Genomic DNA, 24796 nt, shown 5'->3' on the forward strand with positions numbered 1-24796 from the left:
GATCATCTGTCTTTCCTCGCCCGTTCGATGACCTTACGAGCCATCGTCAGCCGAGGAATGCCAGGAACTTTTGGGTGGTTGGTGGGGTTCCATATTTTCTGACTAAGATGTCCGGACGATGATTTGGGTGACCCTACTTGATGATTAGGTGCATGATTGCAAACTGATTCCCCTCCCCGTCCGCTTTTTCGCACGATTGTCAACTTGGTCGTTTCCACGGCTGTGATTGGCGGGTGCCTGTTCGGATACTCGTTTCTGGGCGAGCGAAAACGGCCTGTCCGCGGCAAACAGCCCAAGCCCAACGGAACGGTTGTGACGACCGAGTCGCTGGTTCCCCATTCCGGGACGGTCTCGTTGTCGGCCAACGGTGTCGTCGTGCCGTTGCGAGAGATCCGCTTGGCGACGGAAGTCGCGGGACGCGTCGTCGAACAGTCCGATAATCTTCGCCCCGGTCGTTCCGTCGTTGCGGGCGAGACCCTGATTCAATTAGATACAACGGAGTTCGAATTAGAGCTACGCCGGCTTCGCGCCCAACAGGCTCAAGAGGCTGCCGAACTGGCCGCGACCGACATCAGCATTCAGAACACCACTGAGCTGTTGTCGCTGGCCAGCGAGCAATTGCAGCTTGCAGCCGATGAGCGGGCGCGTGTCGATGCTTTGGTCAAGCGACAGGCGGCGTCGGTGTCAGAAGTCGACGTCACCAAGCGAGCCGAGTTGACGGCGAGGGCGGCGCTTGTCGAGACTGGGAATCGCAAACGTGATCTGTTAGCCGGACGCGAACTGATCGTGCAAAAACAAGTCGCAACCCGCGTTGCAATCGACCGAGCCCAACTTGATCTTGACCGAACGACCGTGAAATCGCCAATTAACGGCCGAGTTGTCTCGTCATCGGTCGAGGAACAATCGTTCGTGGCTGCCGGAACCTCGTTCGTTACGATCGAAGACACTTCCGTCGTCGAAGTTCGTTCGAATTTGACCGTCGATCAAATGTATCGCGTGTGGAATTCAAATTCGGCTCATGCGGTTGGCAGCGAAGCCGAGTTGACCGCCGATGACCAAGTCCCGCCGGTGCCCGCGACGATCCAGTATCGTCTCGGGGCGCGGACCTATCAGTGGCAAGCTGTGTTAGAACGCATTGACGGCGCCGGTATCGACCCCGCTACTCGCACCTATCCTTGTCTGTTTCGAGTCGATGCACCGGAGCAGGTGTCGCGGCCCGATCGTGCTGAGCAAGATGATCTTAGCGACGGACCGAGTCGATTGATGCGAGGAATGTTTGTGTCGGTACTGTTGAAGACCGAGTCTCGCCGGCAGCTCGCAAGTTGCAGCGAAACGGCAATTCGCCCTGGCAATCGGATTTGGATTAATCGCGACGGAGCATTACACATCCAGCCGATCGAAGTCGTCGCTCGCCAAGGAACTCGCGTGATCATCGATCTAGACGAGTTGGCGTCCCAGGCGGCGCAAACTTCAGTCGTTGTTTCGCCGGTAAGCAATCCCAGTGAAGGGATGAAATTGATTTCGGCCGGCAAGTCAGAGCGTGAGGGTAAGCCGGTATTGACGGGGGAACCTGGTTTGCCGGCTGGAAAACCGTCCGCCGCAGAACAGTCTGCTCGCGAGCAATCTGTTGGTGAAAAGGCGGTCAGATGAGATCGGTCGTCGCTTGGGCCGTCAAAAATTGGCAGGCCATGAATGTCCTGATGCTGGGAACGCTGTTGTTGGGCGCTTATAGCTTGACGCAGCTGCGACGTGATTTCTGGCCCGATTTTGAACTCTACGTGCTGAACGTGTCGGTCGTTTACCCCGGCGCAAGTCCGGACGAAATCGAGCAAGGGATCCTCGAAAAGATCGAAGAGTCGATTCGCACGGTTGACGGTATCGACGAAATGACGTCGTCCGCTCGCGAGGGCATCGGATCGATCATGTTGGAACTCGATAGCGATACGACTCGCGAAGATGCCCAGCGGGTGTTGACGGAAGTCACGATGCTGATCGATCAAATTCCTAGCTTCCCGGAGCTCGCCGAGAAACCGGACGTGCGGCTGCAAACCAACTTTGTCACGGCGATTCGCGTCGCGGTGCTAGGGCCTGAAAACTCAGGTGCCGGTGAGGGACGCAACGAAGCCGCGGTTTCCGAAGCCGCATTGCAATTGCGTCAAGTCGCCGAAACCGTGCGCAGCGATCTGTTGTCGCTGCCTTCGGTTTCGGTCGTCGATCTCGTCGGTGCACCAGAGTTTCAAATCGACATCGAAATCGCCGAGTCAACGCTGCGCGAGTACAACCTGTCGTTACGTGAAGTTGCCGAGATCGTTCGTGCCAACAATATCGAACTTCCCGGCGGAACGTTAAAAGGCCGATCGCAAGAAATCTTGCTTCGTGGTAGCGACAAGAGCGAACTGGGCGAAGACATCGCTGGGATCCCGCTGGTCAGTGAGCCGGGCGGCGCGGTGTTGACGGTCGGCGATTTGGGGTTAGTGCGAGATGAATTCGCAGTCGATTCGTCAATCAACGAAGTCAACGGACGTCCCGCCGTTGTGATCTCCGTTGAAACGACTAGCGCTGATGACCTGATCCGTGTGTCTGACGAAGTGCGAGAGTTTGTTGATCGCGAAAAGTCGGAATTGCCGGCTGGATACACGATGCTGCACATGCGAGACCGGTCGACAAGCGTGAAAAGTCGCCTGGATCTGCTGACCAAAAACGGCTGGATGGGATTGGTACTGGTTTTCATCGTCTTGGCGCTGTTTTTGGAAATGCGTTTGGCGTGGTGGGTGGCTTTGGGGATTCCCGTGTCGCTGTTGGGCGCTTGCATTTACATGTTTTACGGCGGCCAGACGTTGAATATGACGTCGATGTTTGCGTTCCTAATTGCGCTTGGGATCGTGGTCGACGATGCGATCGTGGTTGGCGAGAACATTTACGCCCACCGTGAAATGGGTAAAAGCTATCGTGATGCGGCGATCGACGGCGCGACCGAAGTGATGCCGTCGGTGATCACGGCGATCTTGACGACCGTGATTGCTTTTGTGCCGATCATGTACTTGGAAGGCAACATCAAACGATTGACGGTGGTGTTGCCGCTTTGCGTCGGTGCGATGCTGTTGATATCGATGGTCGAGAGTCTGACAATTTTGCCGGCTCACCTTTCGCACCGACGCAGTGCGTTCCTGGATACAGTGGAATGGTTGTTGTTCCCGCTGAAACCGTTGGGGTGGGTGATCAGCCACTTGAGTGCTGCGATGACGCGGTTTTTGCAATGGTTTGTTGATCGCGTTTATTTGCCAATCTTGGCGGTGTCGCTTCGCAATCCTGCGATCGTCATGTCGGCTGCGGCGGGGATGTTGATCCTGTCGGTGGGAGTGGTGCGATCGGGTTTGGTTCCATTTTTGCTGCTGCCGAAGATTGACTTTGGGTTCGTGACCTGCCAAGTCACGTTTCCGGATGGTACGCCTGTTTCCGTCACCGACGCGGCGACGAAGCGTCTGGCAGATGCAATCTTGGCAGTCAATCAAAGATCGATCGACGAAAAGTTGACGACCGACAAAGGGGGCTTCGTCCTTGTCGTGCAGCGAACGGTTGGATCATCGGGCGATGCTGTCGGCGCGGCACCGGCAAGCCATGTGGGCGGCATTTTCGTTCAATTGAATGAGATCAGCGAGCGAACCGTTTCAAGTGCAGAAATTGTGTCGATGTGGCGAGAGGCGGCGGGCAAGTTTCCGGGTGCCGAAGCAGTTGCGTTCGGCGCATCACCGCGAGGACCAGCGTCGTTGCCCATTGAATTGCGTTTGATGGCTGGCGCCGAACACTTGGAACAGCTTGACGCGGCGATCCGTCGCTGCAAAGAAAAACTGTCCGAGTATCCCTATGTCTCAGACATTGCGACCGATACGCGGCAAGGCAAATGGGAGTATCGGATGAAGGTCCGCGACGATGCCAAGGCGATGGGGATTTCGCTAGCGGATGTCGCTGGAACGGTGCGGGCGTCGTACTACGGTGAGGAAGTCATGCGACTGCAGCGTGGTCGGTACGAAGTGCCGCTGCGAGTTCGATATCCACGCGAAGATCGCAACACGTTGGTCAGCTTTGACGGCATTCGAATTCGCAACGGCGACGGCACCGAACGACCGCTCGTTGAAGTGGCTGATGTCGAAGTCGCTCGAGGGTTTGCTGAAATTCGACGGGTCGACCAAATGAGGGCGGTAGGCGTCGTCGCCGACGTGGACGAGAACCAGGGGAACGCGTTCAACGTGGTCGCCGATATGCGAGCCAACTTTGTGCCCCAGTTTGAGAAGGAGTTTCCCAACGTTCAACTGGAATGGGCCGGCCAACAAGAACAGACCGCCGAAACGGTCAACAGTTTGACGATTGGTTTCTTCGTTGTTTTGGGCGCGATGTTCTTGTTGCTGACCGTTCAGTTCAATTCGTGCTGGCAAGCCATCTTGGTATTGTCGATCATCCCGTTCGGGTTCATCGGCGCGATCATCGGACACATCGTGATGAACATCGAATTGACGCTGTTCAGTATCTTTGGAATCGTCGCTCTGGCGGGTGTGGTGGTGAACGATTCGATCGTATTGGTTGATTTTATCAATCGACGAGTTGCCGAAGGATTGCCGATTCACGAAGCGATCATGGACGGCGGCAGACGGCGTTTTCGCGCGGTGCTGCTGACGTCGGTGACGACCGTCGCAGGGATGTTGCCAATCTTGCTGGAACGGTCCAAAGAAGCTCAGGTGGTCTCGCCAATGGCGACCAGCTTGGCATTCGGGCTTACCGTCAGCACGATCGTCGTGCTGGTGTTAGCGCCCGTCATGTACTTGTTGACAGCAAAGCTGTCCCGGTCGGAAGACGGCATCTAGCAAGTCAGCAGAGACGCGGTCGCGCTGACCGTCGTAGCCACGACTACGAATAGAAGTTGTACTGCTTGTTGTACGGGTCGAAGTCAGCGTCGGTCAGACCAACGTTCACCTTCAAGTCCAAGTAGTTGTACTCTTCAATCACTTCCAGTGCCGCGCCTTGGCGAGTTGGCCAGTCATAGGCGATGTACCGAATCGGCAAGTTCAATGCGTCATCAATGAAGACTTGTGCTTGATGAAAATCCAATCCTTCGACTTTGGTTGGGCTAGTCACTTGCAACACGGTGCAGGTGCGGTCCTTCACGCGAGCGTTCTTGCGAAACTCGCATTGAACGTCGGCTTCTTGGCGAGCACGTGTGCCGCGTTCGATCAGTTTTTCGATCAGGTTTTCAACGCCAATTTCGGTCATCGGATACCGTTGGCCCCTCATCGCCAACATGCCGGTTGGCGGAATGTTGACCGTGGGCAGGAACTTGCCTTTGAAGCCACCTTCGTGAGCGACGATGTTGCCGTCGTTGGAGTTTTCGACGTAAATCACTTCGCGGCCTTTGACTGATGTCGGCTTAACGAAGTTGACGTACACGCTGAGCGGTTGGACGATCTGACCGCCCGAAAGTTTGCGGTTGCGAACCTTGACCTGCATGTATTCATGTGGCCCCAAGGTTCCGTCGACTCGTTCGCGTTTGACTAACAACGCCGTATAGTCGTTGACGCTTTCGCGACATGACTTTAGCCCGCTGTGTGCAATTTCGAGTGCGCGATCGAGCGGATGGGCATGAGTCGGTGCTGGTGTCGGTTCGATGCTCGCGGCGTTGGCGACACGATGCACGGGCTCGACGAACTGGGGAGCTTCAGCCAGCACGGATGTCGCAGAGGATGCGGCGAAAAATGAACCCGAAAGGGTGATGAATTTGCGGCGTTCAATTTTCATGTTGGCATCCGTGCGTTTAAAAATGCATCGAGTTTCTAAGTGCAGCATCCTAGCTGCCCGAAGTTGTGTTATCGCCCCATTGAGTGGGGCGAGGTCACTGGATCGATGGTGGATCTTCGCTTCCGCACAATCGCTCGACTCACCCCGATCGATAAGTCTTGTGACACCGCGAAAATAGGCTCAGCAGCCACTGATCCATCCACGACCCTACACCGATGTTCGCAGTCGTGAAAAGATCAGTTTTGGGGATTGAATTATGGGGTTTTTCTAATGGAAAAGGTTGGCCGGCACGAACCGTGAAGACGATGAAAGAAAATACGCTGGCCGTTCTATTTTGCCTGGTCGCCGTAATCGCTACCGCATTGTTCAGTGATTGCTGCCGCATTGTTCAGAGGATGACTTATGGGAACCCAATCAATCCGCAACGTTCTGGCTATGTTACTGCTATTAGCGGCATTGGATTCTTCGTCCGTATTGGGGCAATCGCAAGTGAAGTCTGGGGGCTGGTCACCCGATCGCTGGGATGACGATTTCCAGCGAGATGGCGGGGGCGACGATGACGCAACCGACATGGCAGCCAAGCAAATCATGTGGCCCGCGCCCGTTCGCATTGCTCAGTTACCCGGCAGCGATCCGCCGATTCGCCAAACCCAGTACGCTCAATACGAAGTCGCACCATTCGACGAGCCATCGTCGGCGGCAGTGATCGCAATTGAAATGTCTCAGACATTGGCGGGCGATCTGTTGCCCGTGCCGCTGCCGGCACATCAAGTGATCGCAGCACCGCGGCCCAAACCAAGATCGGCGTCCCATGGTGGTGCGGGCGCGAGGATTGGTCATGATGGTGGAGGCCTGCACGGTGAACTGCATGACGACTTGGCAAGCCATCACGACGCCGAACGCCGCTCGTTCACGAACCCGCTGCCACCTGGATATCGCTTGCATCATCACATTCAGGCACCGACGGCAACCATTCCTAACGCGGTGCGCCGCGAAACTTGGAAGACGCCCTATTCGTACGGGTACTTCGGTGCGTCCGGAACTCGGTCATGGTCCAGACACACCAGTTACCGCGACAACAAGACCGAGTGGCGACTGCACTGATGCAGTAACGCCTAGAATGCGCCATCACGACGACTTTGCAATTTCTCGCAGCAGCTTCGCGGGTACTCCGATGCCGACTTCATGGACCGTTCCCACGTAAGTCGACGCATCGCCGATTTCGAATCCGACTTTGGACGCGACAAACGTGATCGTATGGTCGGCGATAAACGTCGGGATGGATGCTGCGCCGGTATCGCAATCGAGCCCGGTGGGAACATCGATCGCGAAACGCATCGTCTCGACTGAGTTGGCCGCGTCCACGATACCTGCGTAGATTCCGCGCAGCGATCCTGTCGCGCCAGTGCCGAGCAAGCAATCGACGACCGCCGACCACGATTGCTGGTTGATCTGGCTCGCGTCGTTGATCTTTGTGGTTCTGATTTCGGCTTTGAACGCGATGGCGGCATTGGTCGCAGCGTCCCCAGAGAGTTCGCGGGGATCAACAACCGAGAAAATCTCGACTTGACGTCCCGACAGTTCCAAGTGCCGGGCGATGACGTATCCGTCGCCACCGTTATTTCCCTTGCCGCAAAGAATCGCAATTGGACCCTGAGGGGCCAGTCGATTGATGATTTCGGCGGCTCCGCGGCCTGCATTCTCCATCAATACGACCCCCAATAGGCCATAATCTCGGATAGCGACTTCATCGACTCGGCGAACTTGGTCGCGGGTCAGCGGCGAGATGCTCATGTTTTCAATTTGAACTTTGGAAGCGATAATGGGGGACCACTCCCCATCATATCGCAGCACCCGTGGAATGCTGCAAAACGTCGATCCGTTTCAGGTGCCGTTCATGCCGCTTTACGAATACGAATGCAAGTCTTGCGACCAAGTGATCGAGATCTTGGTCAGTACGCCTTCGGCCGACGTCATTCCCAACGACGCCCAGTGCCCCGGGTGCGGTAGCGGCCAGTTCCAGCGGGTTTTTAGCGTGACAGCATCGCCGACGGTCAAATCGGGGGCTGCCAGCGAGTCGTTGCCAATCGCGGGTGGCGGTGGTTCGTGTGGCGCTCCGCGTTGTTGCGGCGGCAGTTGCTAACCGCTTGATCACCAAGCATTCGAAACTGCCAATTCTTGCCGAAAATTCGGCTAGGCAATTTTCGCCGAAACTTCGACGGGGTTAGGCGGGTTTGAATATCGGATGCAATCGATTTCGTTGGGCAGACCGAATTAAGCTAGACTGCGGACTCTTTCTGTTTTTCTCATCAATTTGAAAGCTCGCTTGGCTGTTAGTGAATCGACCGCGTTGCGTTATCAACAGTCCGACCCGGACGTTCGTTTGATGCTGCGCGTTCGAGATGATGACGCCAGTGCGTTTGCGGAATTGGTGGCGCGGTACGAGGGCCGCTTGGTACGTCTGATGCGAACGATGGGGCCGCGAGCCGACTTGGCGGAAGATTTGGCGCAAGAAACGTTCATGCGAGTCTTTCGTGCAAGGAAGACGTATCAGCCCGGCGCGAAGTTTTCGACTTGGTTGTTCACGATTGCGGGCAACGTGGCTCGAAATTCGGCTCGGTCGATCGGTCGTCGTCACGAAGTCAATGAAGTCGATGCACCACGATCCCAGGACGCCGACAGTGGTGCCCAACTGTTGGCGTCAACCGCGTTGGATGTCAGCGGAATGATGCCAGGGCGAATTGCCGAAGGTTCTGAAAGGGCAACGATTGTTCGCGCCGCAGTTGAGGCATTAAGTGAGAGGCAACGGATGGCAATGATGTTGTCACGATTCGAAAACATGAGCTACGTGGAAATCGCTGAAACGATGGATCTGACAACCAAGGCAGTCAAGTCATTGCTGAGTCGGGCACGCGTCAATTTGAAAGAGTCGTTGCAGGCGTACATCGAAACAGGCGTGTTGAGCATGCCATCGGATAGGTCGGATGACGACGATTCAGATGCGGAGGATTCGTAGTGAGCACAATGCCAATCAGCGACGAAACACCGCTGGATCCCGATGATGAGTTGTTGGTGGCGTATCTCGACGGGGAACTCGAGCGTAGCGAACGAACCGAAGTCGAGAATCGCTTGCTGGACGATGAGACTTTGCGAGTCCGATTGCAACAGTTGCAATCTGGTTGGGATCTGTTGGAAGAACTGCCTGACCCCGCGCCAAATACAAAATTGGTTGAGACTACTCTTGAATTAGCGGTCGCCGATTTGGTGTCCGCATCGCCGCCCAAGTCGTCAATGCAGGATCGCTTTCGATATCCGGTCGGCATCTTTCTGGCTTGTGCATTGGGCAGCCTGATTGCGGTTGTTGGGACACGTACCGTCCAACGACGATCGTTCGAAAAACAGCTTCGCGAGTTGGCGATTGCTGAATCGATGGACGCCTATTTCTATGCGGGCGATCTGAATTTGATGCGTTCGCTAGCCGCGGATTCGCAGTGGACGCAGATGGTCAAAGCATCGCAACAACTTGGTGGCGTTGCGGAGGGCGAAGGCAACTCAAGCGATGCGATGCTGATCGCGGATGTGCCAATTGATCAGCGTGAAGATCTGATTCGCAAGATGCCGATGGAGCAGCGGACGCAGTACTATTCGCGGTGGGAGCGTTACAACCGGTTGGACGAAAAAAGTCGTGCGAAGATCCAGGAAGTCGCCGATGTCGTTGCGAAGCAGACGGACCATGGCAAACTGATCAAGACGATGCGAGCTTATGCGAATTGGCGAGAAAGTTTGCCGGCCGAATCGGTTGATCTGATCGAAGGATCCGAAGGCGAAGCGCAAAAAGAAGCTTTGGCCGAAGCGATTGGAGAAACCATGGCCGCGATTTCAGAACGATCCAGTCGTAAGCTCAGTGATGATGCCATTGAATCGATTTACTTCGTCTTGCGGCAAATTCTTGCCCAGCGTTTGCAAGAGTTGCCGGAGGATCAACGCGAATCATTGTTGAAGATGCAAGGCCGATCGCCCGGCCGATCGGATTCAGAATGGCGAATGCTGTTCTGGATGTTCGGAGCTCAAGATCCGCGCCGGCGGATGCCGCCATCAGCCGAAACAATCCAACGTCCCGACTCACTTCGTCCCGACGAAATTGTTCTGATTCGTTTGATCTTGGCCCCCGAAGACTTAGTGATTTTGCACGAGTCCAGCGGCGGCGGTGACGGGCGTTTCGAACCAATGGTGTTGCGAACCTGGGCCGAAGAAGCGATTCGCCGCAAGTCACCGTGGCAGCGACGCGAAAATATGTCGACGCTGGATCGGTTCATGGACGTGCCAGCCGATCGACGTCAAGAATTCGAATTGCTGCCGCCGGCCAAGATCCTGGAAGAACTGGATCGACAAGGCGGTCGGTTCTCGGACTGAGTCTTACAAGGAGGTCGTTGGACGCGGTGTCGGCAATTGCTCGGCGTCGGTCGCCTTCTTGATCGGCGCGGCCTCGGTCGGTTCCGTGTTGCGCGGATTGGTATCGGCGGGCAACGCCGTATCGGCCTCGGTGTCTTGGCTTGCGACTGGTTCGGCGGTACCGTCTAAAATCGAACTGCCTGAGTCGGCCGATTCCACGTCAACGTTGGACTGGACAAATTCGCGAAGCAATTGATGGGTTTGGCGAAAACCGTCCTCGATCCAAATGCCGGACAATTGCGAGTTGCCTGAAAGTCCTTCGTAGTTCATCAGCAAGGATTGCAGTTCCGATGCTGGGCCGCCACGATCAATCGTATCGATGATGAAATCAGGCTTCAAATAGTCTTGCCAGACGTCCGCATCGTCGCGCCGCTGGGATAGCGATCGTGACAAACGGGCCGCAGCAAAACGCAGGTCGGCTACCAAAGTTTCCATTGACATTTGGGCGGGGGAGCCTTGTGCAAGCGGCGCGATGGGGCGCCCGGCTCGGTAACTTTCCAGCTCGTCATTTAAGTAACGATCGGCGCGAGGCGCCGCAGAGGGTTCGGTGTAAACGTAGTCAGGGCCTCCGTACAAATCCGCACCATAGGACGGCACTGGATAGACCGGGGGCGGATAAGCAGGCACGGGGTAAACCGGAACTGGGATTGGAAGGATCGCCGGATGATCGAAATAGTAATCGTGACGATCGTAGTAGCTTCGATATCCATAACCGCGATCGTAAAGACGAGGACCGCGGTAGGGATCGTAGCCGTACCCATAGCCGCTTCGGTACAGCCCCGTATTCACTGATGTGAAAGGAGCACGAACGCGAGTTCCGCCGCCAAACGGCAAGACATTGACGCTGACGAAGGGCGCACGCACGCTCACACCGCCGTACCCACCGATTCGTATTTGGGCATTGGCGGCTGAGTTGAAAACGAAACTGCCGACAAGGCTGCTGGCGGCGGCGACCGCGATAGTGAAACGATTCATGTTGGTGCTCATTCGAAAGACTCAATTAGGTGGGAACACGCCCACACCCATTGTAGCATCAGACCGAATAAAAGCCGCATTCAGATCGTTTTCGCATAATCCGTCGCTCGGTGGATTAGACCCGGCCGGACGGGCTCAGTTCCGATTCCAGGTCGTCCTGGTCGTACGTGAGCACGGAATGGCAATGGTACGGATTCAGACGGTCCTCGCCACCCAATTGGGCTAGGTGGATCAAGAACGAGCAGCCGACAATTTTGGCTTCACATTTTTCCAACAGCCGGCAACATGCTTCCATCGTCCCGCCCGTCGCCAGCAAGTCATCGACGATTAGCACTCGCTGGCCCGGTTTGACGCCATCGACGTGAATTTGCAGTTCATCCGTCCCGTATTCCAATTCATAGGCGAATGAGTGCAAATCGAATGGCAGTTTTCCCGGTTTGCGAATGGGAACAAAACCAGCACCAAGTTCGATCGCCATTGGTGTGGCGAAGATAAACCCTCGCGCCTCGGCCGCCGCGACAATGTCGATCTTCATGTCCAAGAACGGAGCCGCCATCGCTTTGGCCGCCGCCGCCAATGCTTGGGGATCAGCCAGCATGGGGGTGATGTCGCGAAACAGGATTCCTGGCTTGGGATAGTCAGGGATTTCGCGAACATATTTAGAGAGATCGACCATTGAAGAAATTTTCACTCGGCTAGGGGGACAAAACGGACTTATTGATCGTACACAATTCTGGACCCGTTTGACGGGCTCGAGTCTTTCTTACTCCTCATAAACACCAGAGCCTGGCAATCACGAGCGCGCTGACAATGCCCGGCAAGGCTACAAGATGGCAAAGTGCGACGTCCGGATCTGGAACCAGTTATGCTTTTGCTTTCGATTGATCGTCGTCTCGGTCACGCTATATCAAACACTGTCGGGGAACCGCGACAATCATGAATCGCATTGAAACGTTTGCGCCGTGTACTTGGGCTCGAATTCATTCTGGCAGTAAGATTGTAGTCCTGCATCGCCAGCCAATCGGCATTCTGTTTTCCGGAATCGTGTTGGCCGTCATGTTTGTGGGGTCCGTTTCGGCGGTCGAGCCGGCCACGTTCCGGGCTGGTGCTAGCGCTGTGAAGATCACGCCGCCGCTGGGGTTGCCGATCATCGGCAACTGGGATTCGCCGCCAGCGACAAAGATTCACGACGACTTGCACGTTCGTTGTTTGGCGCTTGACGATGGCGAAACCACGCTCGTTTTCGCGATCTGTGACAACGTTGGGATACCGCGAGAAGTGTTCGACCAGGCTCGCAGGCTCATCCAGTCGGAAACCGATTTGCCGCCAACTCATGTGATGATGTCTGCAACCCACACACACTCGGCCGTCTCCGCTCGCGGGACTCGCCAAGTCGATGGCATTGAGGTTTTGGACAGCTATCAGACGTTAGTGGCCAATCGAATTAGCCAAGCAGTCGCCCATGCGATCGGCAATCTGAAACCCGCAAAAATCGGTTGGGGCAGCGTGGACGAGCCATCCGAAGTTCACAATCGCCGCTGGTTCGTCAGTAATCCCAAGCTGTTAGGTAATCCGTTTGGCGGTGTCGACCGGGTTCGCATGAATCCGCCCTCGGGTAACTCGGCATTAATCAAACCGGCTGGTCCAATCGATCCGGAAGTCTCATTCATTATCGCGAAATCACTTGACGGCAAACCTATCGCTCTGCTCGCCAACTATTCGCTGCACTATGTCGGTGGCGTGCCCGGCGGTGAAGTTTCAGCCGACTACTTTGGCGCGTTTGCCGATCGGATTGGCGGTAAGATCGGTGCGGATGATTCCTTTGTCGGCATCATGACCAATGGCACCAGTGGCGATGTTAACAATGTCCCCTTTCGCGAAAAACGCCGCTCGCAACCCAGCTATGAGCGGATCGAAGAGGTTTCTGAATTGATCGCTAATCGCGTCGCGGACTCCGTTCGATCGATCGACTACCAAGACTCGGTCCAGCTAGCGGCCGCTGCGCAGGATCTGGTCCTGGCGATGCGGAAGCCCGACGCCGAAATGCAGCGATACTTTACAAGTCTGCAAAACGAAAACATCTCTCCCGAATCCATTCACCGACACGCCAGGGTGTACGCCCAGCGTGCAGGGCAACTCGCCGATGGACCCGATCAAACCGCCGTCATGCTGCAAGCGTTCCGCATTGGCGACCTGGCCATCACCGCGATACCCTTTGAAGTCTTCGCGGAAACAGGATTGGACTTAAAGAAACGAAATCCATTTTCGGATTCCTTTACGATTGAATTGGCCAACGGCAGCGAAGGCTACTTGCCAACGCCAGCGCAACATGAACTGGGCGGGTATGAAACTTGGATGGGCACCAACCGAGTCCAACTTGACGCGTCACAGCGGATCAGCGAAGTGTTGCTGGCGTTGTTACAGCGGTTGGCTCCCGCCTCAGATCACAGCGAAGTGGAATGAATGCGGCGACAATGATGAACATCCCTAAACGCTGCTTGACTTGGCTGTGATGGGCCTTGCCGAAACCGTTGCAAAACGTTTTTTGCGTTAAATCCGCATGTCGATTTTCGAATCATTCACTCAGTTCGGCATCAAGGGCCGCTTGAACTTCGCTCCATTGGTTCGACGACATCAACAACTTGCCGTCCGGTCCGACCAGGTAATAGGCGGGGATGGAACTGACGGCCAACTGCCGCATCATGGCCGAGTCACTGCCGAGATAATTCATCGCCCAATTCCACTTGCCGTCTTGGACCAATGACTTAGCTTTTGGTTGTTGAGCGATGTCGTCGACGTTTAATCCGACAACCGTCAAAGGTCTTTCGTCGTAGCTGGTTGCTGCTGACCTCACGTTCGGCATCGATGCGATGCAGGGTGCGCACCAGCTTGCCCAGACGTGAAACAACACGTACTGACCCTTCATTTCATTGACATTGCGTTCTCGACTTTCCGCACTGATGAATTTGAAGGCTCGCATGTCGGATCCCACCCTTGGTCCGCTGCGACACTCAACATTGATTTCGGCTAGATCCTTCGTGCTCGACTCTGATTCGATCGAAACGGGAACGATCGCTTGGCCAATGGTTTCCACCAAGCAACCCGCTGGTTGCTCGTACAACTGGATCACCAAGTCGTACTGGCCCGGCGGAACACCGTCGATTTGCAGCGCGCCGTCTTCGCTGAGTTTGACGTAATAGTGCACTTTTGCGCCAAGCCATTCAGGGAAATCGTCGCTCTGCAGAATCGCTCGATCAACCGCGTGGTCAGTACCAATGTTTAGCGTTTTAACGCTGCCGGGCTGCCGCAGTCCCGGGGTGCGACTGATCAGATAGTTGATCGACCACTGTTTGCTTAGACCGTCATTATCGCGTCCCGTCGCGACGACTCTTCCGACCACGCGACTTCCTTCACTTCCCAAATACAGATTCTTCGTTTCGCTTGGCCTTAGATTGACCGCGATCGACTGACTGGACGTCATTGGCGAGTCTGCCCATGGTCCCAGATAGGCCTGGATTCGACCGGCCATCGGTGGCAGTCGATCAAATTCGAAGTTTCCTTCGGAATCGGTTGGCGTAAAGAAGGAATCCTGGAATCTTGCCTGCATCAATCCTCGCTTGATCAGCGGGTGGAAGTAAACACCTTCATTTGGAATCGGCTTGTCGCCTTGCATCAAACGTCCAGTAATCTTTGCCCATGGTTGCAACTGGATCTTTCCAAGCGTTCCATCGGTCGGCAAATCAATCTCTGCGAACCCTTGATCGTTGAAGACCCTGACCAGTTGTGGCTCGAAAGTCGCAGGAAGTTGGAACCGGTGCGAACCAGTCACTTTCATCGCAATTCCGAAGCTCGAATCAGGACGCTCGATCCGAAATTGCGGAGCCGACGTTGGCGTGCCGACCGCTACCATGAAATCGAACGCGCGCGAGCCATCAGGATTCGCGACTTCGGCTTTGACCGATGCGGCAGGCTCTAGTTGAAAGTCTTCGCGAAGGGGAGCATCGCCGACTTCCATCGACTTGGTTGCCAACGCGGTGCGATATCCTTCGGCTTCGATTCGAACCATGTATCGGTTGCCCGTTTGCCCATGGCTATTGATCGGAATCTCGTACTTGCCGTCCGTTGCTTGGCGCCGATCTTGAAAGTTCGTTGAATAGAAGTCTGGCCGGAAAGCCTTCACAGGCACGACGGAAAATTCCTTGATCGGCTCACCTGTTTGTTTGTCCGTCACCTCGCCATAAATCGTCATCTGTGGCGACAATTCAATTCGGTGTGGCTGGTCTCTAGCAACCAAAGCAACTTCGGTGTTTACGAAACCCTTTTTTCCGAAACTGTAGACAACCGCGTCCTCCGGTGCCCAGTCCCATTGGTAGTTTCCGATCGAGTCTGATTTTCTTGGAATCCCGCTCTCGGGAACATTGGGATGCTTGTTGTTATAGATCGCTTCGGTTCCCCGCCACTCGCCGATTCCTACATCGACATCCGGAACTGGCTGGCCGTCCCGGTCAACGATTTTAAGCACGAGGCGATTACCGGCTTTCAACTTGAAATTGAGATCTTTTGACGTTGTGTCGAGATCGAAGTTGACCTGCTGTGGCGCAAAACCCGGTGCAAGTATGGTGACGGGATATTTCCCGGGGCTGAGCGGCAAGCTTCGATAGCGTCCCGATTGGTCAATCGCAACTTCGTTGTCCCCTTCGGCCCAATAAGGTCGGTCGTCCCAAATAACCAGTCCTTGGGTAACCGGTTCTCCATCTGGCCCTGTGATCTTGCCGCGGATCCGCAAACCCGAATTGAGCTTGATTTGGGCCGTTCCCGCTCGCAACTGTTCGGTGGTCACGCCCTGCTTTGCCTGCAGTTCGCCCCAGCGAGTGTCGCCGGCGAACTCGGGATGAGTTACCTGTAGCCGAAACTTGTAGTCCTTTTCATTTTTCTTCTCAGGTGCGTTTAGGATTTCCCACTTTCCGTTTCGGTCAGTCACCACGGCATCGTCCCCATCGGCGAGCCAAGTACTAATTATGGGATCGGGATTCGATGTCCAAGGCGGCTCCGCAACGTCGACTCTTGCTTCGACGATTGCTCCCTCAATCGGCTGGCCCTGCAAGTCAACAATGGTCCCGCCGAGTCGAACGCCCCGCTCTAAGTAAAAGGTGTAACTTCCGGGGATCTTGTCGCCACCTTGGTGAGTTCCGTCCGCAAAGTTCAGAAACTGTGGTACATATCCAGGCTTGGACGGCCACATTCGAAGAATGCGAATATTCTTTGGCAAACGCACATCGACTTCACCCTCATTGTTCGATTGGTAAGTCTTTGTCGGAAAATCTCCTGTTCGCTCGATTTCCCAAATGCTTACCAACAAATCTGCGTTGGCAATTGGTTTGCCGTCATCGCCCACGATACGAACACGTATCGTTCTGGCTGTCTTTGCTTCGTCGAGATCCTCGGTGGCTTGGAAATCCGATTTTTGTGCACTCAGTTTCTCGTGCGGTGCTGCTGGTGTTTGCGCGGTCGCAGTCAGTTGCACAGCGCTCAACATGCCGATCAACATTGTTGAAACGGCAAATGTCCAGCAAGTTGCTGGTCGACTCACCGGAGACCTTTCGCGAGAACCGTCGATAATCGAAAGCATTCGCTGGCTAACTGAGTTCACACGAGCCATCGAAACAGTCATCACTGGCGATTGCTGCCTGCATGCCTTGGCAATCTTCATCAACACATCGGCATAGTCCGCAGGTTGACGAAAATGCACAACCACGAAATCGTCGCACGCGATCTCTCGAAGGCTTCGCATCTGGTTTGACGCATACCAAGCCAGCGGATTGAACCAATTCACAACGCACGCCAAATCGCCGAGCGATTGAATCAAGAGGTCATGTCGGGCGATGTGGGCAAGTTCGTGCGTGAACACCATCCGCAACTGAGTTTCAGTCCACCCGGTCGCCGTTTCGGGCATCACCAGCACGGGGTTCAGGACACCGGCGACCAGCGGCGAAGTCGTTGTCGAAGCCGACAATAAACGAGGGCGACGACCAATGTTCATCTCGCTACAAACGTCGGCGAAAATTTTATCCAGCCGATCGTCAACGGTGGGCTTGCACCGCGACAGCATGCGTCGCACCTGAGACCAACGCATGATTAGTCGAATGCCCAGAAAACTGGCGACGCTTAACCAAACCCAGCCCGAGATTTTTGCAAGGAACGTAAACAGCGTCACGTCCGCCACAGGCGAGTTCAGCGACTCTAACACGTCTGCCGATTGTTCCCCCAATGATCCAGTGAGTTCCTCAACGGTTGGGCTCGGTGAAACCAACCGCATCGTTTGCTGACCGCCCACTGTCTCAAGTCCTGATCGATCTGTCGCTGGTTGTTGCCTGGAAAATTCCTCGGACTCGCCCAGTAACGTTTCTTTCGGATTAGCTTTCTTGTTCGTGGTGCCTCGCGAGTCTGTTGATTGCTCTGCGATACGCCCGTCCGCATTTCGGTCGGGGAACACGGGAAGGTTCCAAGAGGGTGTCGCTAGATTCAGGATCGGGATCATCAGGCATCCCAACAATCCCATCGTCCAGACATGGTGTCGCATGGAAGCGGATCGACGACGCAGCCAAAACGCGATGGCGACGGTGACGAGTAAAGCGACACAGGATCGAATGGCATAGCCAAGCAGTGCGTCGTTGAACATCTACTTTTCTCCCTTGCGAGCAGCGGCGATGGCTTTTTCGAGACGCTCAATGTCGTCGTCGCTGAGACTCTTCGCGGAGTCATCAATCAACATGGCCAAGGCATCAGCGGGCGAATCTTGGAAGAACGTATCAAAGAGATTTCGTACTGCCGACAAGCCGGCTTTGCGACGCGACTGAGTCGGTGAGTAGCAATGAGTGATATTGCTGCGATCACGACACAGTAGTTTTTTTTCTTCGAGTTTGCCGAGCATGGTGCGAACCGCTGAATAGCTCGGCGGATCCGACAACTGCTCTCGCACTTCGGCCACCGTCGCGGTACCCAACCGGTACACAACACTCATGATCTGTTCTTCTCGAGGGGCCAGCGAACGCTGCTTCTTTTGATATCTTCCCATCGAACTCTCCAAGGTCAAAGCAGCTGACTCGGCCGCGTGCTAATCTGTTGACACCTGCCAATGTATTGACATGTTGCAGGCGGTGTCAAGCAAAACGGAATTTCATCCTTTGAGCTACTAGTCTGCATCGTCATCGAGTTGGCAGCGTATCGAGTCGGGCTTGGAAGCTGTGAACAGGTGGCCAGCTAGATCGTCATGGTGGCTAGTGGAGCGTTGGAAAGTCCCGGCCGTAGGAGACCGCGGCATGGTTGATCGGGATGGTTGAAAGGAAGACCACCGCTGACGTATTCATTTCGGTTCCATATCCGGGTTCTCGGTTGCCCTGGGGCGCGGGTAGGATTGGCCGTATTGATCGCCCTTTGGATAAAGGAACTTTCCCGTTGAACCCGCCCGTCGAGCACGCCGTCTCTGTCAGCGAACTGACGCATCACATCAAAGCTATTTTGGAAGGAACGTTCCCGTCGATTTGGGTGGCCGGTGAGATCTCGGATCTGTCGCGTCCACGCAGTGGTCACATGTACTTCACCTTGAAAGATGACAATGCGCACATCCGAGGTGTGATTTGGCGTGGCACCGCGTCGCGAATGGACGTGGATATCGAAGACGGTCAATCCGTTTTCTGTTTTGGTGACGTCGAAGTCTACGCGGCGCGTGGCACTTACCAATTGGTGATTCGAAAAGTCCAATTGCAAGGCATCGGAAAACTGCAAAAAGCTTTTCAGCAATTGCAAGCCAAGTTGGATGCCGAGGGTTTATTTGCGGCCGAACGAAAGAAGATGTTGCCGCGAAACCCTCGCCGCATCGCTGTCATCACCAGCCAGAGTGGCGCTGCGATCCGCGATTTTCTAGAGGCGGCATCAAGTCGATTTCGAGGCGTTGAGATCGTTGTCATTCCCGCGATCGTGCAAGGCCCAACCGCCGCTCCTTCGATCGTCCGCGCGATCAAGCAAGCGCACCAGTACTCACCTTCCTTTGACGCATTGATCCTGACTCGGGGCGGTGGCAGCTTGGAAGACCTGTGGTGTTTCAACGAAGAATCGGTGGTTCGTGCGGTTGCCGCGGCCGTGATTCCGACCATTTCGGCGGTCGGGCACGAGATCGACGTCACGCTCTGTGACCTAGCCGCGGACCTGCGAGCGCTGACGCCAACCGACGCAGCGACTCGAGTGCTGCCCGATGCCAAGATGCTTGATCGCAGCGTCATCGAACTCGAGCGACGGCTGAATCGTTCGGCTCAGATGATGATCGAGTCCCGAGCTTTGTGGTTGGAACAGCTAGCGTCACGACCGGCCATCCGAAGGCCTCACGAAATCGTTCATCTTCGCTCGCGTTACTTGGATGAACTTGACGCTCGTGCCCGCCGTTCGATGTTCGCCAAGATTCGTTTAGGCGGTGCCGAGTTGGCCACTCAAGCGGCTTCGCTTTCGGCGCTGTCGCCGCTTAGCGTGTTGACTCGCGGGTACAGCGTGACGCTTGATCCGCAAGGAAACGCGATCCAAGATTCGAACCAAGTCAGCGTCGGTGACTCGATTCGAACTCGGGTTCATCGAGGCGAAATACAGTCGGTCGTCACATCGGTAAACCAAGACTGATTGCCTGGCCATCATTCTGGTCAGCAATCAAACGCCAAGAAATGCGCCGACGAAGGCTAAGATCACAAACACAGCGATGAGCCCCAGCAAGATCCAAACGACGATCGATGTCTTGTATTTGATGTGGGGTGTTTGATCGATGACCGATCGGTACTCGTCCGAGAAAACGACTTTACCTTTCTTGCTGATCAATAAGTACAAAACGTATGCCGAAATCATCGTGCCGATTGGGATGATGATCAATCCCATTGTTGATGTCACCATGCCGGCGATGCGGGCCCAACTCTTTAGTTTTCGAAAACCGTAACCGACAAATCCGTGTAGTAATCCAATCCCTGTATAGATCGATCCAACGATGGCCATAACAATCATCCCTTCGGGATCATTGCGTATCGAAAAGCTTCCAGCCATTGCTAGTAATCCAACCGGTGTCGTGAAAAGAGCACCCAGCAGATAGATAAACCCCATCGATTTGATCGATGCTTCGTGGCTCAAGTACTTGCGCCGGTATTGCTCGACATCGCTAAGGTCCACCTCGTCAAGCGATACGTGGGAGGTCGGTGCATAGGGATTTCGGCCGTCAGGTGTCGGAATCCCAAACGGGTTCGTTTCGAAGGGACCTTTTGGATTGGACATGAGCGGGCCCTGATAAAACGAAACGGCAGGTGTGAGAGCGCTTGCTAGGCTGGTGCGGACTTGCGACGGCTACAGGATTGGAAGTGCTGGACGATTCTTGCGGCAATCCATGCCGGTATCAGTATCGCAACCGCGTCCGCGAAACGGCCGAGTGGTGGACTGGTCAGAATCACAAAACCAATCTGGACCACAAAGTAGCTAAAACCGACGATGAACAGGACTGCGAGACCGGCATCACTCGCCGATGGATTCACCGTGAAGCCCGCCAGCACACGAACCGCTTCCCATAGAACCGCCAGCGTGATACCTGCCAGAAATACTGGATGCATGACGATATCCGCCGCCGACGCCCAAGCCGCGCGACGTGCAGCAAGAGCTAGCCACCGTGCATATCGCATGGGATAGCGACGAATCACGACCTTGTTCATCGCGGCGATGGCGTTGTGATTTGTGATCGTGTCATCGCCGTGGATCGCTCTGGATGCCGGCACGACGGCTTGATAGATAAGATCATTCCAGCGGCCTTCGATCGTCATCGTGGCAGACGGGTTTCCTTCGGTGAACTGCAAACCCTCGGCGATTCGTGCGTCTCGTTGGCGAAGCGTTTCGGCGATCAGCTTTCCCGGAGCACCGTCGAACGTCAGCAGTTCATCGTCACTTGCAAGCTGGACTGTGATACCGGCAAGGTTTTGGTGACCGAACGGCAGAACACCGAAGTCACCCACGGTGAACCCGCGAAGCATGATCCACGTGACGATCGCGGTTGTGATTGCGATTGGCGCAACGAGCCAACCGAATTTCGCCGTGATCTTGCCGCGACTGATGGGGGCAAATCGGAAGCAGGCACCGCATAACAGAGTCCAGGGTGCAAGCGCTAGGTACGCGGGGCGAAACGAGATCGCCAACACCGAAAAACAAGCGACAACCATCGCTGCGTTTGCGGTTTGCCCCAGCCGAACCCAACGCATCATCGCGACTGCCGTCATGACGCCAAGGGAGGCGGCCGGTGCATCGGTCGCAATCGTCGAGACGTGATCCATGAACGTGCATCCAAACGCAACGGCAATCGCTGCGGCTATCGCTGATGCAGGACGCGTGCCCCAGCGGCGTAGTTCGACACCCAACCACCAAGCCGCCACGGAGTGCAGCAAGATTTGAATCCAAGGGACCGCGGCAATTCCTATCAGCCTCGACACGGACACCAAAATTAGCGGGTAACCCGGCGTGCGAGTGCTTCGCATCGCAGCGTCCATCGAGTCCAGCGGATATTGCAAGTAGCTTGGCGTGTCATCGACGTGGTGTGGTTGCAAATGCCCCGTCATTGCTGCAACGCCGAGCATCAATAGCGTTAGCAGAACCCAGTACTTCACCTCAGCAACGCGAAAGCCATTCATGGATTCTGTCGTCGTCACTCTTTGGCCAATTGCTGTTGATAAGCCGTGAACACGTCAAGCATTTTTTCGGCTGACGCATTCGGGTCGACTGAAGGTGGATCGGCAACGTAAGATCGCAGCATCGAATCGCAAAGCCCACGAACGGTTGGCTTCGTCGATTTCAATCCGTCCAGCATGTTTACCAATTGATTCGGTTTCGGTTGACCGCCGGTGCGGACTAATTGCATCCAACCGTCGATATTCGAACGTAGTCGTGAGGTCGCGACGTCAGATTCGATGGATGCCCAAACGGGTTCAAACCGCGGGTCATTTTTGGGCAGCAATGCAATCGCTTCTACGGCTGCGACTCGCACGACTTCAAATTGACTGGTGACCATCGAAAACAAACGATCGCCGGCAAGTGACAATCGCATTTGAACCAGTTGGGAAAGTTTGGCCGATTGTGTATCGGTCAGTCGCGACGACCCAGCCAGTCGATTGATTTGTGCATCAATCGAGGCAATCAGATCAGTGGATTCACCAATCTGAGACATCACGACTTTGTCCAGCATGACCGGATCGTTGTTCATCCAATCTGCCGACAACGAAGACAGGTTGTTCATCTCTGTGGTGCCACCCGCAGTCAAACGCACCGCATCGCCGACAAACCAGCCTTCGTCGGTTTTCAGCATTGCGTTCTGTAGGTGCAGTTCCATGCCGCCAGCGATCGCATGAATTAGCACGGTCGCTTCGGCGTCGAAAACGACCATTCCAAGAGGAGTAGCACCCCGTCGCAAAACGAGCCCAGTGTGTTCAGGGACATTGCGGATTGCGATCGAGCCGCGCCGAACATCGATTTGGGCGGATGCATTATTGACGCTTGCGGCGATCATCGCGATCGAGTCCTCGTCAATCAAAATTTCACCGCCACCGCCCTCCAATTCCGTTTCAATGGCAGCGATGCCACGCGAAAATCGAAGGGAGTGGAAATTTACAGGTTCGTCAAAGGTTGCTGTCGACGGTGCCATGACGCGTCGGATTTTTCGTCGTTTTAAGTTATCGGAATCATCCGGCGACGCGTCAGTCGGCGGATCAATCGGACGCTCGATCGTTCCGATGATTCCCGCGATATCGGTCCAACGCATGGCCGACCACTTGGGCGCAGGCTGTAGCACTCGTGTCACTTTCGGTGGCGATACCTTGTCTGGGGTTTCTTCGGTCGCTGGCAGTTCGGCGAAGTCGCTCTGCGTTGGTTCCACAGGCGGAGCGACTGGCGGTTCCATTTCAGCAGAATCAATTATCGTGGAATTCCCGTCGGCTGATTCAGTGTTCTCTAATGTTGCTTTGGCTGAAGTTTCAATCTCAGCATTCAAAGAAGCAGGTTTCGGTGTCGCCACGGTTTGCTCGGCGGGCGAATTCGATCCGACTGCGTCTGAATCTGAAGCGTCTGAATCTGGTTCGGTGAGTGCATCGACAATGGTGGGTTCCGCGACGATCTGGGAAGCCGCTGATTCCAACGGCTGACTCGTTTCGATTGTCGAGTCACGATTGAGATAAACGATCGATGCTATCGCTGCGGCCATGATCGACGGGATTAGGATCCGCATCCTCGATTTGCGAGCTCGTGTTTCGGGTTCGTACATCATCCGGGCGATGTCTTTTGACGAAATTAGCTCAGCCGGATGAGTCGCCAGCAGTCGCTCGGTAAGCGATTCGGAAACAGGCGGCAATGCGTCCGTTGACGACTGAGTCGCTCGGACCGCTGCAATCAGTTCGGCGAGCACGCCGTTGTCGACTAAGACTGCGCGGCATACGGCATCAACTCGAGCTTGATCTAAGTTGCCATCGACAAACGCAGCGACTTGTTCGATCGGAATGACGGTTACTACTGTCGACGGGTCTGGTTTCTCGCGGCGAAGCTCTCGTGCAACTCGGCCGACGATTTCGCTAAGCGGCAGCCCGACCTGGTCACGTTCGATCGAAGCGGTCCCAACGCGCAGGTGGCGCTGGATGGTTTCTAAAATAGTTTGGCGTTGCATCAGGCTTCTTCCTCTTCCATCCACTGCCGCAGATTCTTTTCGGCTTGGCGCAGGGTTGGTCCGATCGACCCAATGGGGATTTCAAGTTTTTGGCTGATCTGAGCGTAGCTTTGGCCCTGCAAGTGGAACAAGGCAATCACGCTACGTTCTTTCGGTGGCAAGCGATCGATCAGTTTTTGAATGCGGCGTTGTTGACCGGCGTTGATGGTTCTAGCGACGTGGTCATGATGTCCGTCGCCGGTATTCGATTCAGTTGAGTCGGTCTCGTCTTCGTGCACAACCAATCGATTTCGTGCAAAGTAGCGAGTGGCGCTACGCGTCGCGATTACCGCGATATAGGTCGCTAGCGATGACCGCCCCTGATAGGCCTTTAGTGGCGCCGAATCATGGGACACGAGCGCGGCAAAGACTTCGGCCGTCGCGTCGTCAATCGCCTCGTCATCTTCGCCACGACCGAATGCTGACGATACGTCCGCTACGCGCGACCGGACCAGCGATTGGTATCCCATAACAAATTTACGCCACGCCGCGGCTTCGCCTTCGACGACTCGCGTCACAAACGAGCGGTCGCCGAAATGCGCTGTCGGTGAAGCTTGGGGATTGGACGGACCTGCCGCGCTGGACATCGTAATTAACTCAGATAAGGAAAAGGGCTGCGTTGATTGATACCCATTCTACACCGACCGTTCTGGGGATGCGTGGTCACACCGCTGAAGCCGGCTACTTGCTATCCGGATTACGAACCGCGTCGGCGATGGATTGAATCGGGGGTGTTCGGCATTCCATCCTCCCAGAAGAGCTATGGACCAGAAGAGCTGGCGATCGCTAGCACGCGAAGTTTTCGGCATGCCGGTCACCAATGTCAGC

Annotated in this window: 18 protein-coding genes; 8 read left to right on the plus strand and 10 right to left on the minus strand. The window is 55.2% G+C overall.

Annotated features, from left to right (window positions below):
- Positions 1 to 204: 204 nt before the first annotated feature.
- Positions 205 to 1650 (plus strand): efflux RND transporter periplasmic adaptor subunit, encoded by a 1446-nt coding sequence (locus Poly59_RS20660; protein ID WP_246151803.1) that lies wholly within the window; start codon positions 205 to 207, stop codon positions 1648 to 1650.
- Entirely contained in the window at positions 1647 to 4859 is a 3213-nt protein-coding gene (locus Poly59_RS20665) for an efflux RND transporter permease subunit (protein ID WP_146535959.1), read from the plus strand. Before Poly59_RS20660 ends, Poly59_RS20665 begins: the two co-directional genes overlap by 4 nt.
- A 43-nt stretch (positions 4860 to 4902) precedes the next feature.
- Here Poly59_RS20665 and Poly59_RS20670 read toward each other — a convergent pair whose 3' ends face one another.
- Positions 4903 to 5787: a DUF1571 domain-containing protein gene (locus Poly59_RS20670; protein ID WP_146535960.1), complete on the minus strand. Its 885-nt coding sequence runs from the start codon at positions 5785 to 5787 to the stop codon at positions 4903 to 4905.
- 402 nt (positions 5788 to 6189) lie between these two features.
- Between Poly59_RS20670 and Poly59_RS20675 the strand changes: the two genes are divergently transcribed.
- Complete coding sequence (locus Poly59_RS20675) at positions 6190 to 6891, plus strand: hypothetical protein (RefSeq protein WP_146535961.1); 702 nt, start codon at positions 6190 to 6192, stop codon at positions 6889 to 6891.
- A gap of 24 nt (positions 6892 to 6915) precedes the next feature.
- Here Poly59_RS20675 and Poly59_RS20680 read toward each other — a convergent pair whose 3' ends face one another.
- Entirely contained in the window at positions 6916 to 7581 is a 666-nt protein-coding gene (locus Poly59_RS20680) for an NAD(P)H-hydrate epimerase (RefSeq protein ID WP_246151804.1), read from the minus strand.
- Positions 7582 to 7609: 28 nt separating this feature from the next.
- Between Poly59_RS20680 and Poly59_RS20685 the strand changes: the two genes are divergently transcribed.
- The 3 genes from Poly59_RS20685 (at position 7610) to Poly59_RS20695 (ending at position 10200) form a co-directional block, all read left to right on the plus strand.
- Complete coding sequence (locus tag Poly59_RS20685) at positions 7610 to 7930, plus strand: FmdB family zinc ribbon protein (RefSeq protein WP_246151805.1); 321 nt, start codon at positions 7610 to 7612, stop codon at positions 7928 to 7930.
- 207 nt (positions 7931 to 8137) lie between these two features.
- Complete coding sequence (locus tag Poly59_RS20690) at positions 8138 to 8803, plus strand: sigma-70 family RNA polymerase sigma factor (RefSeq protein WP_146536128.1); 666 nt, start codon at positions 8138 to 8140, stop codon at positions 8801 to 8803.
- Positions 8803 to 10200, plus strand: a complete 1398-nt coding sequence (locus Poly59_RS20695) for an anti-sigma factor family protein (protein WP_146535962.1) — start codon at positions 8803 to 8805, stop codon at positions 10198 to 10200. The genes Poly59_RS20690 and Poly59_RS20695 overlap by 1 nt, the downstream gene beginning before the upstream one ends.
- A 3-nt stretch (positions 10201 to 10203) precedes the next feature.
- Here the strand turns inward: Poly59_RS20695 and Poly59_RS20700 are convergent, their stop codons facing one another.
- Together Poly59_RS20700 and Poly59_RS20705 are read right to left on the minus strand one after the other, a co-directional pair.
- Positions 10204 to 11214, minus strand: a complete 1011-nt coding sequence (locus Poly59_RS20700) for a hypothetical protein (protein ID WP_146535963.1) — start codon at positions 11212 to 11214, stop codon at positions 10204 to 10206.
- Between the two features lie 115 nt (positions 11215 to 11329).
- Positions 11330 to 11890, minus strand: a complete 561-nt coding sequence (locus Poly59_RS20705; protein ID WP_146535964.1) for an adenine phosphoribosyltransferase — start codon at positions 11888 to 11890, stop codon at positions 11330 to 11332.
- Between the two features lie 260 nt (positions 11891 to 12150).
- On the opposite strand from Poly59_RS20705, the gene Poly59_RS20710 reads away from it, so the two are divergent.
- Complete coding sequence (locus Poly59_RS20710; protein WP_246151806.1) at positions 12151 to 13677, plus strand: hypothetical protein; 1527 nt, start codon at positions 12151 to 12153, stop codon at positions 13675 to 13677.
- Between the two features lie 112 nt (positions 13678 to 13789).
- Here the strand turns inward: Poly59_RS20710 and Poly59_RS20715 are convergent, their stop codons facing one another.
- Complete coding sequence (locus Poly59_RS20715) at positions 13790 to 17893, minus strand: M56 family metallopeptidase (RefSeq protein ID WP_146535965.1); 4104 nt, start codon at positions 17891 to 17893, stop codon at positions 13790 to 13792.
- Entirely contained in the window at positions 17894 to 18289 is a 396-nt protein-coding gene (locus Poly59_RS20720) for a BlaI/MecI/CopY family transcriptional regulator (protein ID WP_146535966.1), read from the minus strand.
- A 380-nt stretch (positions 18290 to 18669) separates the two neighbouring features.
- Here Poly59_RS20720 and xseA point away from each other — a divergent pair, with 380 nt between their 5' ends.
- Complete coding sequence (gene xseA, locus Poly59_RS20725; protein ID WP_246151807.1) at positions 18670 to 19881, plus strand: exodeoxyribonuclease VII large subunit; 1212 nt, start codon at positions 18670 to 18672, stop codon at positions 19879 to 19881.
- A gap of 27 nt (positions 19882 to 19908) precedes the next feature.
- On the opposite strand, the gene Poly59_RS20730 is transcribed toward xseA, so the two are convergent.
- From Poly59_RS20730 to Poly59_RS20745, 4 genes are read right to left on the minus strand one after another with little or no spacing between them, the layout of a single operon-like run.
- Positions 19909 to 20517, minus strand: a complete 609-nt coding sequence (locus Poly59_RS20730; RefSeq protein WP_146535968.1) for a hypothetical protein — start codon at positions 20515 to 20517, stop codon at positions 19909 to 19911.
- A gap of 44 nt (positions 20518 to 20561) precedes the next feature.
- Positions 20562 to 21911 (minus strand): hypothetical protein, encoded by a 1350-nt coding sequence (locus Poly59_RS20735; RefSeq protein WP_146535969.1) that lies wholly within the window; start codon positions 21909 to 21911, stop codon positions 20562 to 20564.
- A gap of 14 nt (positions 21912 to 21925) precedes the next feature.
- The gene (locus tag Poly59_RS20740; protein ID WP_146535970.1) at positions 21926 to 23929 is read right to left on the minus strand and encodes a hypothetical protein; all 2004 of its coding nucleotides are present in this window, start codon (positions 23927 to 23929) and stop codon (positions 21926 to 21928) included.
- Positions 23929 to 24555 (minus strand): RNA polymerase sigma factor, encoded by a 627-nt coding sequence (locus tag Poly59_RS20745; protein ID WP_146535971.1) that lies wholly within the window; start codon positions 24553 to 24555, stop codon positions 23929 to 23931. The genes Poly59_RS20740 and Poly59_RS20745 overlap by 1 nt, the downstream gene beginning before the upstream one ends.
- Positions 24556 to 24796: the final 241 nt, after the last annotated feature.

This window comes from Rubripirellula reticaptiva, from assembly GCF_007860175.1.
GTDB lineage: Bacteria > Planctomycetota > Planctomycetia > Pirellulales > Pirellulaceae > Rubripirellula > Rubripirellula reticaptiva.